This is a genomic window from Streptomyces sp. NPDC001406 (genome assembly GCF_042895285.1).
Classification (GTDB): Bacteria; Actinomycetota; Actinomycetes; order Streptomycetales; family Streptomycetaceae; genus Streptomyces.
Genome location: NZ_JBIAWG010000022.1, coordinates 41554 through 57715, shown reverse-complemented (window position 1 = coordinate 57715; position 16162 = coordinate 41554). Strand labels below are relative to the sequence as shown.

At 72.1% G+C, this 16162-nt stretch carries 14 protein-coding genes; 4 read left to right on the top strand and 10 right to left on the bottom strand.

All coding sequences use genetic code 11. The annotated features are described in order from the left end of the window. Positions 1–3: 3 nt before the first annotated feature. Both ACFY1J_RS39550 and ACFY1J_RS39545 read right to left on the bottom strand, forming a co-directional pair. Positions 4–969 carry an alpha/beta hydrolase gene (locus tag ACFY1J_RS39550; RefSeq protein ID WP_390711992.1) on the bottom strand — a complete coding sequence of 322 codons (966 nt, stop codon included), beginning with the start codon at positions 967–969 and terminating at the stop codon, positions 4–6. 32 nt (positions 970–1001) lie between these two features. Further along, positions 1002–1574 carry a TetR/AcrR family transcriptional regulator gene (locus ACFY1J_RS39545; RefSeq protein ID WP_390711993.1) on the bottom strand — a complete coding sequence of 191 codons (573 nt, stop codon included), beginning with the start codon at positions 1572–1574 and terminating at the stop codon, positions 1002–1004. Between the two features lie 165 nt (positions 1575–1739). Here ACFY1J_RS39545 and ACFY1J_RS39540 point away from each other — a divergent pair, with 165 nt between their 5' ends. The 3 genes from ACFY1J_RS39540 (at position 1740) to ACFY1J_RS39530 (ending at position 4259) form a co-directional block, all read left to right on the top strand. Beyond that, entirely contained in the window at positions 1740–2780 is a 1041-nt protein-coding gene (locus ACFY1J_RS39540) for a phosphatidylinositol-specific phospholipase C domain-containing protein (RefSeq protein WP_390732924.1), read from the top strand. A gap of 92 nt (positions 2781–2872) precedes the next feature. Continuing rightward, entirely contained in the window at positions 2873–3430 is a 558-nt protein-coding gene (locus tag ACFY1J_RS39535) for a GH25 family lysozyme (RefSeq protein ID WP_390711995.1), read from the top strand. A 151-nt stretch (positions 3431–3581) separates the two neighbouring features. After that, positions 3582–4259: a Crp/Fnr family transcriptional regulator gene (locus ACFY1J_RS39530; RefSeq protein WP_390732923.1), complete on the top strand. Its 678-nt coding sequence runs from the start codon at positions 3582–3584 to the stop codon at positions 4257–4259. Between the two features lie 3 nt (positions 4260–4262). Here ACFY1J_RS39530 and ACFY1J_RS39525 read toward each other — a convergent pair whose 3' ends face one another. From ACFY1J_RS39525 to ACFY1J_RS39500, 6 genes are read right to left on the bottom strand one after another with little or no spacing between them, the layout of a single operon-like run. Continuing rightward, positions 4263–5948 carry a hypothetical protein gene (locus ACFY1J_RS39525; RefSeq protein ID WP_390732922.1) on the bottom strand — a complete coding sequence of 562 codons (1686 nt, stop codon included), beginning with the start codon at positions 5946–5948 and terminating at the stop codon, positions 4263–4265. After that, entirely contained in the window at positions 5945–7081 is a 1137-nt protein-coding gene (locus tag ACFY1J_RS39520; RefSeq protein ID WP_390711998.1) for a protein phosphatase 2C domain-containing protein, read from the bottom strand. The genes ACFY1J_RS39525 and ACFY1J_RS39520 overlap by 4 nt, the downstream gene beginning before the upstream one ends. A gap of 1 nt (position 7082) precedes the next feature. After that, complete coding sequence (locus ACFY1J_RS39515; protein ID WP_363301581.1) at positions 7083–7763, bottom strand: hypothetical protein; 681 nt, start codon at positions 7761–7763, stop codon at positions 7083–7085. 51 nt (positions 7764–7814) lie between these two features. Further along, the gene (locus ACFY1J_RS39510) at positions 7815–9620 is read right to left on the bottom strand and encodes a hypothetical protein (RefSeq protein ID WP_390711999.1); all 1806 of its coding nucleotides are present in this window, start codon (positions 9618–9620) and stop codon (positions 7815–7817) included. Continuing rightward, the gene (locus ACFY1J_RS39505; RefSeq protein ID WP_390732921.1) at positions 9617–11959 is read right to left on the bottom strand and encodes a hypothetical protein; all 2343 of its coding nucleotides are present in this window, start codon (positions 11957–11959) and stop codon (positions 9617–9619) included. Before ACFY1J_RS39505 ends, ACFY1J_RS39510 begins: the two co-directional genes overlap by 4 nt. Beyond that, the gene (locus tag ACFY1J_RS39500) at positions 11956–12831 is read right to left on the bottom strand and encodes a hypothetical protein (protein WP_390732920.1); all 876 of its coding nucleotides are present in this window, start codon (positions 12829–12831) and stop codon (positions 11956–11958) included. Before ACFY1J_RS39500 ends, ACFY1J_RS39505 begins: the two co-directional genes overlap by 4 nt. A gap of 277 nt (positions 12832–13108) precedes the next feature. On the opposite strand from ACFY1J_RS39500, the gene ACFY1J_RS39495 reads away from it, so the two are divergent. Continuing rightward, positions 13109–15046, top strand: coding sequence for a beta-N-acetylglucosaminidase domain-containing protein (locus ACFY1J_RS39495; protein WP_390732919.1), 1938 nt, complete (start codon positions 13109–13111; stop codon positions 15044–15046). A gap of 16 nt (positions 15047–15062) precedes the next feature. Here the strand turns inward: ACFY1J_RS39495 and ACFY1J_RS39490 are convergent, their stop codons facing one another. Beyond that, positions 15063–15722 (bottom strand): NADPH-dependent F420 reductase, encoded by a 660-nt coding sequence (locus ACFY1J_RS39490; protein WP_390712003.1) that lies wholly within the window; start codon positions 15720–15722, stop codon positions 15063–15065. Positions 15723–15896: 174 nt separating this feature from the next. Further along, positions 15897–16109, bottom strand: coding sequence for an EF-hand domain-containing protein (locus ACFY1J_RS39485; RefSeq protein ID WP_390712004.1), 213 nt, complete (start codon positions 16107–16109; stop codon positions 15897–15899). Positions 16110–16162 lie beyond the last annotated feature (53 nt).

Below are 16162 nucleotides of genomic sequence, written 5' to 3'. Positions count from 1 at the left end.
GGGTCAGGCGGCGTGCTTGGTGACGAAGTCGGCGATGGTGTCCTGCATCTGCGTCAGCCCCGGCTCCTCGAGGGGGTAGTGGCCGGCGTTGTCGAGCATGACGGTGTCGACCGGGACCTTGGTGATGCGGGACAGGAAGGGCCGGCTCAGATGGAGCGGGGTCCAGCGGTCCTCGGCGGGCTGGGTCAGCAGGACCGGGCAGGCGTCGAAGTCCTCGGGTTCGACCGCCGGGGCATAGCTCAGGTAACTGCCCAGGAAGCGGAAGCTGACCCGGTTGCCGGCGGAGGTGCGGTCCTTCATGAAGACCTTCATGGCGGCCGGGTCGTTGGCCAGGGCCGACATCTTGCAGGCCAGGCTCATCGGGTACTTCAGGGAGGCGGCCGGGGTCCTGGCCAGCAGACCCATGAGCGCGCCGCCCGTGCGGGCGGTGAGCCTGTCGTGGGCGGTCTCGTCGCGTACCTGCTGGCTGCGCTGGTCGATGAAGGTCATGCCGACGAGGCCGGCCAGGGTGGAGCGGGGGGCTTTCGCGGCGACGTGGTAGGCGAGCATGCCGCCCGCGCTGAGGCCGTAGAGCACGACCGGGCGGTCGTCGCGGGAGCGCTCGTGGGCGAGGAAGTCGACGACCAGATCGACCCAGTCGTCGTAGGACGGGGTGGTGCCGGCCTTGACCTGGGTGAGGCCGTAGCCGAGGTTGTCCAGGGCGACGGTCTCGAAGCCGCGCCGGGCCAGCGGGGCGCCCAGGATCAGGGACATCTGGCGGCCGTTGGTGCCCACGCCGTGGTGCAGGACGACCTTCGCCCTCGCCCCGGGATCGCGGTAGCGGTCGAGGTGGACGCGGTGTCCGCGCCAGTCCCAGAACTCCTCCTCCGGCGCGGTGGCGCCGGTCAGGCGCAGCCGGGAGGGCAGGAACTCCTGCAGGTCGCGCCAGGCCTGTTGGTCACGGTAGTACGTGGGGGCGGTGCTGCTCATCGTGGTCCTTTCGCCTGTGGCCTGCCGGTGGGTCAGGCCGGGGACGGTGCGGGGCGGGCGAGTGCCCCGCGAGTGATCATCTGCACGCCGGCCCGGAGTTCGCGGCGGACGGCGTCGGCGTCGCGCAGCTCGTCCTCCAGGCCCCGGGTGAAGGTGAGCAGGACGGCGGCGGCCTGCCGCGCGGCGTCCGGGACGACGTCCGCCAGGGCCGATGTCAGGAGCCCGGCCAGGCCGTCGGTGTAGTCGGTGACCAGGTCGGGCGCCTGGGCGGTGGCGGCCGACAGCAGTTCCTGGGCGTGTGCGGGGCTGTCGTGCCACAGCCGGATGGCGACCTCCAGCTTCACCGTGAGCACGGCGAGGACCTGCTCCTCGGGCGTGCCCGGGGCGGAGGCCGCCGCCCGCGCCGCACCGAGGGCCTGCTCCAGCAGGGACTGGACGACCTTGGTGACTGCGTCTTCCTTGGTCCCGACGTACTTGTAGACGGTCGGGCGCGACAGCTGTGCCTCTTCGACGATGTCGGTGATCGTGGTGCGGCGGTACCCGTTGCGACAGAAGCAGCGGTAGGCGGCGTCGAGCACGAGCTGCGCGGTGGGAACCTTGGGCATGGCTACGAATTTAACACTTGCCAGCAAGTCTGTAAAAGCATCGCTCGGGGCCGGCAGACGACCGGCCCCCTCTCCTCTTTTTGATGTTCCTCCCGGGGCTACCGGGCAGTAATCGCATTCCCCTACGCTGCCGCCAACTCGGCGACGACGAAGGGGAGTTGACACGTGCGCTCGGTTGGTGTGGTGAGACGGGCGGCGGCGCTGCTGGGTGCCGCCGCCCTGCTGCTGGCAGTTCCGGCGAACGCCCGCGCGGCGGCGCCGAAGTTCTCCGAGACGACGGCCATCGGCACGCACAACGCGTACGACAAGGCCAAGTACACCTACTTCGCCCAGGCGTTGGACTCCGGCGCCTCGCTGCTCGAACTCGACGTCTACGTCGACAGCCTCACGCACCGCTGGCGGGTCAGCCACAGCAACCCGCTGGGGAACGACAACAACTGCGAGGCCGCGAAGACCCCGGGCGAGCTGTACAGCAAGGCCCGCAACCAGGACTTCGGCTCCTGCCTGGACAACATCGCGGCCTGGAACCAGCTCCACCCGGACCACCCGCCCATCGTGTTCAAGGTGGAGATGAAGGTGGGCTTCAACGGCAGGGCGGGCATGGGCCCGGCCGCCTTCGACGCACTGGTGTCGCAGAAGCTGGGCAGCAGCGTCTACAAGCCGTCCGACCTGCTGGGCTCGGACTACTCCACGCTCGACGCGGCGTCGAGGGCGAACGCCTGGCCCGCTCGTGACGCGCTCAAGGGCAAGTTCCTCTTCGAGCTGATCCCGGGCACGGTCGAGCAGGCCAACCCCTTCGACAGCTACTGGACGGACGAGGAGTACGGCGACCATCTCCGCGACCTGTACGCGGCCGGGAACATCTCGGCGGCCCAGGCCTTCCCGGCGGTGCTCGGCGCGGCGAACGGCGACCCGCGCACCAGCCGCTACGACGCCTCGATCCGCCCCTGGTTCGTGTTCTTCGACGGTGACGCGGCGACCTATGTGAACAACGCCTACGACACGTCCTTCTACGCCACGAACCACTACTTCCTGATCATGACGGGAGCGGACGGCGTACCCCCGGCGATCTCGTCGACCGCCCCCACGGACGCGGAGGTCGCCGCCCGGCTGTCGCTGCTGGCGGGGGACCACGCGAGCGTGATCACCTCCGACTGGTCGGCCAAGTCGGCCACGGTACTGGGGTCGGTGACGACCCGGAGCTGACAATCCAGGCGCGCGAACGGATCACGCGTGCAAAGGTGGGACTGACAACACATCAGCTCCTGTCACCCCACTGGCACTTCAGGGAGTTCCGCATGCTGCACGGCATCGACGTGAGCGCGTTCCAGTCCGCCTCGTACGACACGGACGGCCTCTCCTTCGCCTTCATCAAGGCGACGGAGGGGCGTTCGTACATCAACCCGAGGCTCACCGCCCAGACCAAGACCGCCCGTGACGCCGGACTGGTCGTCGGCTTCTACCACTTCCTGTGGCCCGGCCATCTCACCGCGCAGGCCGAGTACTTCGTCAGGCACGCCCCCGAGCGGGCGGGCGACATCCTCGCCGTCGACTGGGAGACGACGAGCGACGGAACGCACGCGAGCAACGCGGAGAAGGACCTGTTCATCCGGAAGGTCAAGGAACTCCGGCCGCACAACAAGGTCGTGCTGTACACCAACCGGAACTACTGGCTGGACGTCGACGTCACCTCGTACGCCGGTGACGGCCTCTGGATCGCCGACTACGTCACCGCGGGCAAGCCCCGCATCAAGGCCAAGTGGCTCTTCCACCAGTACACCAGCGATCCGCACGACAAGAACGTCGCCGCCTTCGAGAGCAGGGCCGCGCTCCGGGAGTGGGCGAGCGACGTCTGATTCGGGTCACACTGGTGGGGTCCCGGTACGGTGGCCCGAGGACGGGAGGACGGGGCGTGACGAAGACGGGTTCGATACGGGTCGGGAGACGGTGGGTGCGGCGGTCGTCCGCGCTCGGGTCCCTGGCCGTGCGGCCGCCTGGCTGACCGCCGTGGCTCTTCGCCCCGCCCCCTTCTGGGAGGCGCTCCACGCCGATGACCGGGCCGCGTTGCTCCGGGCGGCGACCCGGGTCGTGGTGGAGGCCGAGCGGCAGTTCCTGACGCAGGGCGAGGACTCGGACCATCTGGTCGTGCTGGTGCGCGGCTGGGTCAAGGTGATCGCCCAGTCGCACGCCGGATATCGGGCCCTGCTCGCGCTGCGCGGTCCCGGTGAACTCCTCGGCGAACAGGCCTCGATGGAGAGCGGGCGGCGCTCGGCCTCGCTCGTCACGGCGACTCCGGCCGAACTGCTGCAGCTGCCCGCCACCCGCTTCCACGTGCTCGCCCGCGCCCGGCCGGGCATTGCCGCCGCCCTGGAACAGACCCTGTCGCGGCGGCTGCGCGAGGCCGATCTCCAGCGCGTCGGCATCACCGAGCCGGTGCCCGCCCGGCTCGCCGCGCTCCTGCTCGACCTCGTGGAGCGGTGCGGCATGCCGGAGCCGGACGGCACCGGCCGCCGTCTCGCCCTCGCCCTGTCCCAGGACGACCTGGCCGGCCTGCTGCTGACCTCCCGGCGCACGGTGAGCCGTGTGCTGGAGCAATGGCGGGCCCAGGGCTTTATCGTGACGGGGCGTCAGCATCTGTCGGTCCGGTCGGTGGATCAGCTGAAGGCGCAGGCCTTCGGCGGGTGAGGGTCAGCAGGAGGTGTAACTCACCCCGTCCCTCGGCGCCTTGTAGATCCGGTAGCCGTTCGAGTCGGTCAGCTGATAGGTGACCGTCCACTGGTCACAGGTGTCGGACGGGCTGGAGGCGGGGCCGTATCCGGCGTCCTGGTGGCTGGTGAAGTTCACGGTGGCCAGCGTGTAGGTACCGTCCGAGGACAGGTCGCTCAGGACGAAGTCGCTGTCTTGGGTGGTGGACATGACGTCCTTCCACTGGTTCCGGGCCGACTTGGAGCCGAGGTTCACCACCGAGGTGCCGGGGTCGTAGTGGTCCAGGGCCGTGTCGTAGTCGTGCTTGTTGATCGCGCCGAAGAAGCGGGCGAACATGGCGGCCACGTCCTCGGCCTCGGGGTCGTCCGCGACCTGCGAGTAGTCGACGGTGGCTCCGGGGGCCACGGCCCGGTCGGACGGGGTGTCCTCGCCGGAGTCCGGGGTGCTGACGCCGGTGTCCGAGTCACCGCTGGTGTGGACGTCACCGGTGGCCGTCGCCGAGGGCCCGCCCGCGGACGGTGACGCCGAGGCGCCCGTGGAGTCCATATGGGTCGCCGCATAGCCGACGAGGCCGCCCACCAGGACCGCGCCCAGCAGCCAGCCGGCCACCCTGTTGCCCGTCGAGCCGCTCCGGGCCGGGCGGCGCGGCTGAGGCTGGGCGGGGAAGGTGAACCCCTGGGGAGGGGGCGCCGGCTGCGGCTGGGGCCGGTAGGGGCCCGCGGGCGTCGGGTTCGGGGCCGGCGGCTGAGTGGTGTGCGCCGTGGCGCGCCGGGTGCGCTTGACCCGGTTGTGCGCCAGCTCCAGCCTGGTCAGCCACTCGGACATCGGCGGCCGTCGCTGCGGGTCCCGGTTCTGGGCGAGGCTGGCGAGCTGGGCGAGCTCGGTGGACACGGCCCGCAGCGGGCCGAGGTCGGGACTGTCCTGGTCCCGGTTGAACACCCGCGCGGCGAGCAGACCGAACTTCCAGGAGTCCGAGGCGACCGTGGCCTTCTCCGGCTCCGGCACCTCCCAGCCGGTGGTCTCCACCTGCTTGAGCACGTCCTTGCCGGTGTAGCGCATCGAGTCGCAGTCGATGAACCGGCAGCGGGCCTGCCCCCGCAGGGTGAACAGGACGTTCTTCGGCGAGAGGTCGCCCACCGTCACCCCGCGCCGGTGCAGCCAGTCGAGGGTGCGGGCCTGGTCGAGCAGCAGCTCCACGCGGTGCGCGTCGTCGACGTACAGGCCGACCCGGGTCATATAGCCGTCCGGGTTGAGCAGGAACTCCAGCGCCTGCAGCTTCACCTCGCCGCCCGGCATGCGCAGTTCGTAGTCCTGGGTCACGCGCCGCATGAGGAAGCCGACCACCCTGCTGCGCGGGTTGCGCGACGGGCGGGGGTCCGTCGGGGTGTCGCCCAGGTAGACCAGGGCGAGCGGCCAGGTCAGCCGCTCGTCCAGATAGGCGCGGTCGGCCGTGGACAGCCGCTGGCGGAAGCAGACCATGTCGTACAGGACGTCGCTGTCGTACGCCTCCGTGGGCCGGTACTCCTTGTACGCCAGATACTCGCCCGCGAACTTGCCCGGCGGGTCGGGCACCCCGTACACGATGCCCTGCCCGCCGTCGCCCAGCTTGTGCGCGGTGTAGGTGCCCAGCTTGTCCGGCAGTACCCAGGGCACCGTGACCTCGCTCATCGCGGGCCCCCCGCCGCGCCCCCGCGCGGCCACAGGGCGACCAGCGTGCGGTCGTCGTCGAAGGTCTCCCGGTAGAAGTCGAGCAGATGGGCGAAGCCCAACGGCGGTACCGGGCGTTCCAGTTCACGGCAGAACAGCTGGGCCACCACGCCCCGCCCGTCGCCGACCGGGTCGCCGAATCCGTCCGTGCCGATCAGCAGCACACCGGTCGGCTCCAGGACGTACTCGAACGGGACGACCTCGGCTGGCACGTAGGGCATGGGCCGTACGGCGGAGGAGACCAGGCCGTCCGCGCCGACCGCCTTGCCGCCCTGGAGCGGATACAGACTCCGGTTCTTGATCAGCCACACCCCGGAGTCGCCGACCGACACCAGCGCCACCCGTACCCCCGCCGGGGTGGGCGTGGCCGCCCCGGCGACCAGGGTGGTGGCCAGCAGGTCGGCCGTCTCGTCGACGGTGGCGTCCTCCTGGTGGAGCAGCCGGCGGGCCTGCACCCGCAGCTGCCAGTGGACGGTGCTCAGCAGCTTGGGCCAGTCGGTGACGAGCCCGCCGCTCGCGCGCACCTGGGCGAGCATCTCGTCGACCGCGCTGCGGCAGGCGAGCTGGGAGCCGATGTGCGGCTGGCGGGCGTCGGAGACACCGTCGGCGACGGCGAACACCACGGTGCGGGTGTGCTCGTCCCAGGCCGCGGCCGCGTCGTCCTCCCGCGGCCGGCCCTCGGCCCGGTGGGCGTAGCCGCGCACCGAGGCGAGCCGCAGGTCGAGCGCCTCGGTGGACCAGCCGTCGCAGACGGTGTCGGGGCGGTACGACAGGGCGCCGATCGGCGGTCTCGGGTCGAACTCGGGAACGGCGCCGTCCACGCTGATCGTCTGCCATCCCTCGGCGAAGGCGTCCGACCGGGGAGGGGAAGCCGGCGCCGGGGCGGGGTGCGCGGGCGACTGGGCGGGCTGGGCGACGGGCGGCCACGGCCGGCCCGGCTGCCAGTCGTGGGCGTAGGAGCCCGCCGGTTCCGGCCGGTCGTAGGACTCGGCCGGTTGCTGCGGGTACAGCTCGGGCGCGGGCCGGGGAGGCGGCGGCACGGGCCGCTGCCCCTCCCGGTCGTCGTCGGGGTGCCGGTTGGGGAACCAGGTCACGTCAGATCACATCGATCGCGACGGTGAAGCCTTCCGGCTTGTCGACCACCAGCTGCGGGGACGCCGAGCCCAGCGAACGACCTGAGGAGATCACGCTCTTGGTGAGGGCGGTGCAGAACTTCGCGATGGCACCGCCCACATCGACGCCCTTGTTGGCGACGAACCCGAACTGCGGTTCCGTGGCCACCTGGTTGATGGTCTGCGCGTCGGCGTCCACGATGCCGCACGCGATGATGTTCGGCGCGCCGAGCGTGACCGAGCGGTCGGTGAGCCTGCGGTGCGCGTCCTGCCAGTCCTCACCGTGGTTGGGCAGCCCGTCGCTGAGGAAGAACACGGCGGGCCGGTGCACCTGGTAGCCCTCGCTCTTGAGGGCGTTGACATCGCCCGGGATGCGGTTGATCAGGTCCTCGAAGGCGGCGAGGTAGCTGGTCATGCCGCGGGTGCGCAGCAGCGGGAACTCATTGGCGCTGCGCAGGTCGACCAGGTGGACCCGTTCGACCACGTCGTCCGAGAAGCCCAGGACCGAGAAGCGCACCTTGGCCGCGGCCATCGGCTCGCCGAGCAGCGCCTGGTGCAGTGAGCGCAGACCGTCGTTGAGGTCGTCTATGTGCTCGGTCATCGAGCCCGACTCGTCGGCCAGGACGTAGATGGGGAGCAAGTGCCCCCGATTGCTTTCCATCATCGTCTTTCCGTTCTTGCGTGGTGGGACTGACTGCGTGGGAGGTGGTGCGGATCAGTAGGCGTCCTCGGCCCGCCGGAAGCCGTCGGGCGGGTTGACCGAGAACTGCGGGTCGCCGGAGGCGAGGCGCCGGGCGTAGCCGACGACGCTGTCGCGCAGGAACCCGGCACAGCTGTGGGCGGCCGACACGGCGTCCTGGTTCGGCGGTGCCATGAAGCCGAACTCGGGCCGGGTGGCGACGGCACGGACCGCGAAGGCGTCGGCCCGGCCCAGGCCGAGGGCGATCACGTTCGGCGCGGCCGGGTTGCCGCCGATGTCGGTCAGCCGCTGGTGGGCCTCGCGCCAGCCGTTGCCCTCGTCGGGGACGCCGCCGGTGAGGAAGTACACGATCGGCCGCAGCACCTGGACGCCCTCGGCCTTGACGACGGCGACGTCCTGCCCGACGACGGTCTTCAGCAGCTGGAAGGCGCTGCTGTACGACAGCCCCGGGCGGCCGGTGAGGATCGGCGTCCGGGTGCCGTGGGTGACGGTCTCCAGCTGGAGGCGGGGTTCCGCGGTGGCGGCCATGCCGAGCACGGACAGCCGCAGGGACCTGGCGACCTCCGGTGCGCCGGAGAGCGCGGAGTGCAGGTCGTTCAGGCCGCGGTTGAGCTCCTGCAGGCTGTCGCGGTCGAGAGACTCGTCGAGCACCAGGTAGATCAGGGCGGCGTAGGTGGGGACGGCGGGCCGTCCGGCGTACGGAGGGAGGGAGTCGCCCACGACGGTGAACCCGGGGCCCTGGTCCGCGGGCCGGGGCGGCGGGGCCTGGGCCTGGGTCTGTGTCTGGGCGGATCCGGCGGTGGACGCCGAGGGGAGCTGGGCGGCCGGGGCGTCCCAGGGCCGGGCGCCGGGAAGCTGCGGGGTCGTCGCGGAGGGGAGCTGGGTGGCGCCGCCGGTGGCGCGGCCGACCACGTCGGTCAGCAGCTGCCGCATCACCTCCAGGTCGCCGGCCTGCACCAGGTTCTTGTCGGCCATCGCCTGGAACAGGGCCAGCGCGCGCTGGTTCTGCAGCTCGGCGGTGGCGAAGCGGGCCTCCTCCAGCTTGCGCAGCATGTCGAACGCGCCCGCGGCGTCCTCCGGGTGCGTGTTCATGTACTGCCGGATCAGACCCTCGCTGTCCATGGCGACATGCCTGAGGGCCTCGGCCTGGCGGGCGGCGGCCTCCATCTCCTGTTCCTGCTTCTTGGCCGCGATCTGGCCCTCGCGCAGCACATCGCCCATGTTGGGCACGTGTTCGGCCTGGCCCAGCGTCTCCCGGCGGCCCGCCTCGATCAGGGACTCCAGGTAGGCCTTGGACTTGGCGTCGGGCTGCACCGACACCTGGCAGCCGTAGACGACCAGCCCTTCGGCGAGGGTCACCTGCTGCCCGCACCGCTGGTTGAGGTAGTGCTGGAGGCCGAAGGAGTCCTCGATGGCGAAGCGCTGTCCGGCGGCGTGGAACAGGCTGGTGAGGTAGGTGTGCACCAGGGGCAGCGGGTTGTCGATGCCGGAGCGGACCAGGGCCTTGGCGCCGTCCCAGCCGTCGACGCGGAAGGCGAAGTCGACCTTCACCTCGAAGGCGTGCACGCCGTCCCGGGAGACCAGCGGGTTGCGGCCGAGGACGGCGCTGCGCCGGTAGCCGCGCAGGTCGACCTCGTAGCGCGTGCGGTACTTGGAGAAGACCTGCTGCGAGGGGGTCATGGGGCGGCCCTCGAAGCACTCCACCTCGCCGGCGGCGGTGGCGTACACGACCGCAAGGTGCGGCTGGGTCGCCTTGGTGGGCCCCACCGCCATGCGGGGCACCGGACTCCGGTTGACGATCAATGAGACCGGCTCGGTCACCGGCCACCTCCTGGCTGAGTGGGTCGGGCGGGTGGGGCGCTGTGCAGACGGGCACCGAGGACCCGGGCGGAGCGGGGCAGCGGGCGGAAGCGGTCGCGGTCGGTCCAGTGCCGGGCGTAGCGCTCCAGGAGCATTCCGGCCCGGGGACTGCGCGCCGCCACGTCCTCCACGAGGATGCGGACCAGGTCGTCGAGGAGCTGGGGGTCGGCCTCGGCCTGGGCGGCCCAGGCCTCCAGCACGGTCCCGGCCTGGTCGGCGAAGAGTTCGCCGCTGATCGCCTCGGACCACAGATAGCCGAGCAGCCGGCGCAGTTCGCCGCCGGGCTGGGCATCCGCGGCCAGCCGGAGCAGGGTGGGGCGGCTGCGCGGAGGGGCGCCGCCCGCCGCCGGCTCGTCGGTGGCCAGGGCGTCGGCGAGGATGAGGAACGCGAGGTGGCCGGAGGGGCGGCTGGCGGGTTCGTGCGACATCTCGGCGATGGCGCGCAGCACCACGGGGGCGTGGGTGTCGACGTCCTCCTCCATCAGGTCGGCGAAGGCGTCGCCGATCTCGATGGCGACCTGGATGTGGTCGACGGTGCCGAGCCGGGTGAGGGTCTGCAGGGCCGTCGGGAGGTCGGCGCCGCCCAGACAGAGGCCGTAGGCGCGGGCGGCCGCGGCCTGGAACTGCCAGGTGCCGCTCATGTACCAGCCGTCGACGAGGTTGCGTACGCCGGTGCGCAGCGCGGGGTCGCGGGCGCACACGCGCAGGGCGTAGGCGATGGCCTCGCGGCGCAGTGAGCCGGTGCCCTCGTCCATGACCCAGGCGGGGAAGATCTGGGTGGCGATGTGGTCGAAGGACTCGGTGGCGATCAGGCCGAGCGCGGTTCCGGCGAAGCTGCGCACCTGTTGGGAGGGCCGGTCGACCAACTCGCCGAGCCAGGCGATGAGTTCCTGCTGGATGCGGTACTCCGACCAGACGTGCCGGATGATCCGTGCCGGGTAGTCGAGGTTGCGGTACTCGGCGACGGTGCAGGGCAGCCAGCCGAAGTCGCCCCGGGTGACGGCGGAGTAGGTGCGCGCCCGCAGTTTCTCGGCGAACTGCCGGCGGGACTGGCTGAAGGGGTCCTGGCGCAGGGGTACGGGTCCTTGCTCGACGCTGGCGGCAAGGACGCCGCGGTCACTGCGGAACCGGTCGAGGAGGGAGCTCGCGGCGAGGGACACATACTCCTGGGGGAGTCCGCCGAGGACGGCGAGGGCGATGGCCTGGGTGCGCAGTCCCATGTCGCCGAGTCCCTCGAACCACTCCTCGGGGCCCTCTCCACCGGTCTGTTCCATGCGGGAGCGGATCCGCCGCGGGTCGACGGCGCCGTCGCGGTGTTCCTGTTCGAGGATCCAGGCCAGCTGGGCGGCGATCCGGCAGGCGGCACCCTGGTCCAGCAGTTCGGCGGTGAGTTCGGCGACGCCGTCCGTGGCGAGGACGAGTTCGGCCTCCGATTCGCCGATCCGGTGGGAGAGATGGGCGGCGAGCACGGTGTCCAGGGCCTCGGGGTGGGCGATGCGCTGCACGTACTCGCCGAGGTCGCGGTCGAGTTCGGCCTCCGGTCCCGCGGTCACCACGACATGGGCGTCGGCGTCCCGCAGCAGGCTCTCCAGGCCGGCCAGCTGGGGGCCGCGCAGCAGGCCGAGGTCGACGGGCCGGTCGAGCAGCAGGCCGGCGCCTGCGATCTGTCTGAGGTCGGTCAGCCGGGTCAGTTCGGCCACCGAGTCGATCAGGTAGAAGGCCGTGGCCCGGGCGGATATCAGCAGGCGCACGGCGGCCGCGGTCTTGCCCGCGCCGCCGGGGCCGCGCAGTACGACCGAGCGGCGCTGCCAGGCGTCGACGACGACGTCGTCCCAGCGGGGCGGGGCCCGGAAGGTGTGCTGGACGGCTGCCACGTCCGCGGCGGCCAGGGTACGCAGCACGACTCGGTGTTCGCCCCCCGCATGGATGACGATCTTGTCGCCCTCGACCCGGTCGCCGCCGATGTGGGTCCAGGCGGTGCGCAGCAGCCCGGCGCGCAGACTGCCCTGTCCGGTACGGGCGGTGGCCTGGCTGGCGCTGTCGCTGCCGCCGACGGTGTTGTCGGGGGCCGCCGGTTGTGGTGTGCCGCCCGGCTGGGGCGTCCCGCCGTCCGCGCCGCCTGCGGTGCCGGGCTGGGGCGAGCCGCCGTTGCCGCCGCTGCCCCCGGCGCCGCCCTGCGCGGGTGTGCCGCCGCCGGGCGGCGCCGCGCCCTGCGGGGACGGCGCCCCTCCCCCGGTGGGCGCCGTCGTCGTGGGGGTGGGGGCAGGGGCGGGGGCGCCGCCGGCGGGCGGTGTGGTCATGAGCCGTCCGCCGAGGTGCCGCGGCGGGGCACGTCGCGGGAGCCGTGGTGATGCTCGATCTTGTTGCCGTGCACATAGTCACCGCCCACGGCCATCGCCCCGTCCCCCAATGCGATCTGACTGTTCGTCACATCGCCGATGCGGAGCGAGGGCGGCAGGACCGGGCTCCCCGGTTCGGTCCCACCGCCCGCTCCTCCCGCGGTACCGCCCGTGCCGGGGTCCGCCCCCGGTCTCGTTCTGCCACGTGGCGGCTCCCCCGAGTCCGCGGGAAGTCCGGGTGGCGCCGGATAGCCGGGTACGGTGACCCAGCCCCGGCGCGGTTCGCCGTGCTTGGTGACGAAGTCGGCGGGCAGATACGCCGCCGGGTCGATGCCCGGGTAGCGGCCCAGCACCACCTTGCGGTGGATGTCCTCGGAGACGACCACCACCAGATGGGCCCGGCCGGCCCGGGCGAGCACCTGCTTGACGGGGCCGGCGTCGACCAGCCGGGAGAGGTCGTTGACGGCGTTGCTCGTCCACCGCTCGCCGCGCCTGCTGACCAGCCCCTGCTCGAACCCGACCCGCAGCCGCATCCGGTGGTCGTGGTTGTAGGTGTCCCGGTGGTGGACCAGCGCGTCCTCCAGGCCCCGCACCAACTCCCTGAGCAGCAGGGTGGGTCTGGTGTCCGGCGGGGCCAGCAGCAGCATGCCGTCCCCGCGGTCCTGCACCTCGCATCCGTCCAGGCCGAGCCCGGCCCGCCGTAACGCGAACTCGACCACGTGGTACAGGTCGTCGTGCAGCGTCGCCTGGGTGGTCTCCGCGCGCAGACTGAAGTCCTCGATGTCGAGGAGCACGATCCAGTGGCTGTGCGGATCTTCCGGAACCACCACCATGTGCGACCTCCCCCGTGCCTGTAGCAGGGGCCGCGTCCGCCCCACGCATCTCTGGATAGAACCTGCTGTCGGCAGTGTCTACGCCAACTGGCGCACAGTGCCCTCTTGTCGACGCCTTCGCCGCCGTTTCCGACGGAACGTCACACGGCTGTGCGACATGCCTCGACGACGTTCACGTAACTCCCCGAACGGAAACTGCCGTTCCGTCATAATCGATGCGACAGATGGTAGTTGACCGACTACCTCACGCGCAGACGGATGGTGGAGGGGGCTCCGGGTGCGCCAGTTCCGCGTCCCGCCACAGCTGTTGATCGGGTTCGTCCTCGGCCTGGTGGTCGTGGTGTTCGCCCGCTCCTGCGGGGACGGACCCGCCGGCCCGGACGGCGCCGCGGCGGCGGCCCCCTCGGCGGCCGACGGCAAGGCGCGGACCACCCGCGCCGGAAGCGCTCCGGCACAGGTGCCCGCCCTGTGGCCCGCACCGCGCGGCGTGCGCCGGGACGCGGGTTCGGTGCGGATCGGGCGCAGCGTGGCCGTGCGCGCGGACGCCGGGACGGACGCGGCCACCCTGGACGCCGTCACCCGGGCGCTGCGCGCGGGCGGCGCGGACGAGATACGCCTGGGGGACGCGCCGAAGTCCGGCGAGCTGCTGGTCACGGTGGCGTCGGGCGGCACGTCGGCCGCCCTGGCTCCGCTGCGTGCCGCCCCGCCCACCGGTCTCGCCGCGGGAGGGTACGTCCTCGCCGTCGGCACCGACCACGGGCAGCCCCGGGCGGTCCTCGCCGGGGTCGATCCGGACGGTGCCTTCCACGCCGCGCAGACCCTCGCCCAGCTGGTGCGCCCCGTCGGTTCCCGGGCCGTGCGCACCGCGCTGCCCGCCGTCCGCATCCGGGACTGGCCGGCCACTGCCGCCCGCGGGATCGTCGAGGGCTTCTACGGCACACCCTGGTCCCAGCGAGAGCGCCTGGAGCAACTGGACTTCGCGGCACGCTGGAAGCTCGACACATACATGTACAGCCCGAAGGACGACCCCTATCTGCGCGGCCGCTGGCGCGACCCGTACCCCGAGCCCCGGCTCTCCGAACTGCGCACCCTGGCCGCCCGGGCCGCGGCCGACCACATCTCCTTCGTGTACGCGCTCTCCCCCGGCCCTTCCATCTGCTACTCGTCTGCCTCGGACACCGCGGCGCTGGTGCGCAAGTTCCGGCAGCTGTGGGACGGCGCCGGGGTGCGGTCCTTCGGCGTGCCGCTCGACGACATCGAGATCGACCACTGGAACTGCGCGCGCGACGCCGCCGTGTACGGCAGCGGGCGGGGCGCGGTCGGGCGGGCGCAGGCGGATCTGCTGAACAAGGTGCAGCGCGAGTTCCTCGACGCCCGCAGCGGTGCCGCTCCGCTGATCACCGTGCCCACGGAGTACGACGGGGCGCGGGCGAGCGCGTACAAGACCGCGCTGGCCGGGCGGCTGGACCGGGACGTCCGCGTCATGTGGACCGGGCCGCTGGTCGTCTCCCCGGCGCTGCGCACCGAGCAGGCCCGTGAGGCCGGTCGGCTGTACGGGCACCCGCTGCTGGTGTGGGACAACTACCCGGTCAACGACTACACGGCGGACCATCTGCTGCTCGGCCCCTACACGGGACGCGAGGACGGCCTGCCCGGCGCGGTCGCGGGTCTCCTGGCCAACCCGATGAACCAGGCGGCAGCCTCCGACCCGGCGCTGTTCTCGATGGCCGCGTACGCCTGGAACCCCACCGCGTACCGGCCGGCCGCGGCACTCGACGCGGGCCTGTCCGCACTGGCCGCCGGCGACCGGCGCGCGCTCACCGCCCTGCGCGCCTTCGCCGACGTCAACCGCGCCTCCCGGCTGAACACCGCACAGGCACCGCAACTCGCGACGCTCACGGCGGCCTACTGGCGCAGCGGCGCGAAGGCCGAACCGGCCCTGCGGGAGCGGCTCACCGTCCTGGCCGGGGTGCCGGACACGGTCCCCGCGCCGCTGCGCGCCTCGGCCGCCCCCTGGCTGGCGTCCACCCGGGACTGGGCCCGCGCCGCCCTCGCCGCGCTCGACCTGCGGGACGGCAAGGGCACCCGGGCACGGGTCCGGTCCCTGCGCACGGCGGCCCGCTCCCACACGATCACCGACTGGCAGGGGCGCGTCCGCGCGGTCGAAGTGGGGGCGGGGGTCCTGGACACGTTCGTGGCAAGGGCGCTCGGCTGAGGACCGGTCCCCGCCTCTACCCCCTGAAGTCCGCCGGCCTGTCCTTCGGCGCCTCGGCCAGTGCCTCGGTCACGCCGTCGACGCCCGCGCGCAGGCCGTACACCGGGGTGCCGGGCTGCTGGTGCCAGGAGTCGTCGATACCGCCCGAGTCGACCGTGTCGAAGCCCAGCTCGTCGATCAGGTCGCGTACGACCCGCTTGGCGGCCTCGTCGTCGCCGGCCACCGGGAGGGCCAGCCGGTCGGGGTCGCCGGCCGGACGGGGGCCGTCCAGGATGTCCTGGGCATAGGTGCCGTTGAAGGCCTTGATCACGGGGTGCCCGATGTGCCGCTCGGTCCAGCGGCTCTCGGTGAGGCCCTCGTCCTCGATCCCCGCGATCCTGCCGTCGCGCTGGGGGTAGTAGTTGCCGGTGTCGATCACGGCGACCCCCTCGGCCGCGCCGTCCAGCAGCCCGGACGGAAGGTCCGGGACCGCCTTCAGCGGGACCGTGACCACGACGACCTGCGCGCCGCGCGCCGCCTCCTCGACGGGTACGGGAGTCGCGCCCGTCTCCTGGGCGAGTTCGGTGAGCGTGTGCGGGCCACGGGAGTTGGCGACCGAGACGTCGTGACCGAGGGCGGTGAGCCGCCGGGTGAGGTTGCCGCCGATGTTGCCCGCGCCGATGATGCCGATCTTCATGACAGGCCCTTCCGGGATCGATGCATGCGCATGCGTCTGCTGTGCGGCGTCAACCCCGGGGGCCGGCGGACTATTCCGGGGACCGACCACCCGTACGACGATCTCGTCGGGCATACGGAAGGGGACATGCAGAAGGGGGGCACCCGGGCCGGGTGCCCCCCTTCTCCGCGGGCGTCACCTGTTCAGGTAGGCCCAGAACTCGTCGAACGACAGAACCTTGTCGCCGTTCAGGTCGCGGGTCTTGATGATGGCCTCGGCCACCGCCTCGGTGACGTTCCAGTCACCTTCCTGGGCCAGGGCGGACTTGAGCTCGGCGGCGGTGATGAAACCGTCACCGTCCGCATCGATCCGCTGGAACTGCTTGCGTGCTTCCTCGATGTCCGCCACCGATCCGCCCCTTTTTGTCGCGTTTTCTAGGTCATACAGGCGTACTGCCGCAG

What these genes read in the sequence shown, in the direction of transcription:
- ACFY1J_RS39550 (WP_390711992.1), bottom strand. Translation starts at nt 969, where the DNA reads ATGAGCAGCACCGCCCCCACGTACTACCGTGACCAACAGGCCTGGCGC.
- ACFY1J_RS39545 (WP_390711993.1), bottom strand. Translation starts at nt 1,574, where the DNA reads ATGCCCAAGGTTCCCACCGCGCAGCTCGTGCTCGACGCCGCCTACCGC.
- ACFY1J_RS39535 (WP_390711995.1), top strand. Translation starts at nt 2,873, where the DNA reads ATGCTGCACGGCATCGACGTGAGCGCGTTCCAGTCCGCCTCGTACGAC.
- ACFY1J_RS39525 (WP_390732922.1), bottom strand. Translation starts at nt 5,948, where the DNA reads ATGAGCGAGGTCACGGTGCCCTGGGTACTGCCGGACAAGCTGGGCACC.
- ACFY1J_RS39515 (WP_363301581.1), bottom strand. Translation starts at nt 7,763, where the DNA reads ATGATGGAAAGCAATCGGGGGCACTTGCTCCCCATCTACGTCCTGGCC.
- ACFY1J_RS39505 (WP_390732921.1), bottom strand. Translation starts at nt 11,959, where the DNA reads ATGACCACACCGCCCGCCGGCGGCGCCCCCGCCCCTGCCCCCACCCCC.
- ACFY1J_RS39500 (WP_390732920.1), bottom strand. Translation starts at nt 12,831, where the DNA reads ATGGTGGTGGTTCCGGAAGATCCGCACAGCCACTGGATCGTGCTCCTC.
- ACFY1J_RS39490 (WP_390712003.1), bottom strand. Translation starts at nt 15,722, where the DNA reads ATGAAGATCGGCATCATCGGCGCGGGCAACATCGGCGGCAACCTCACC.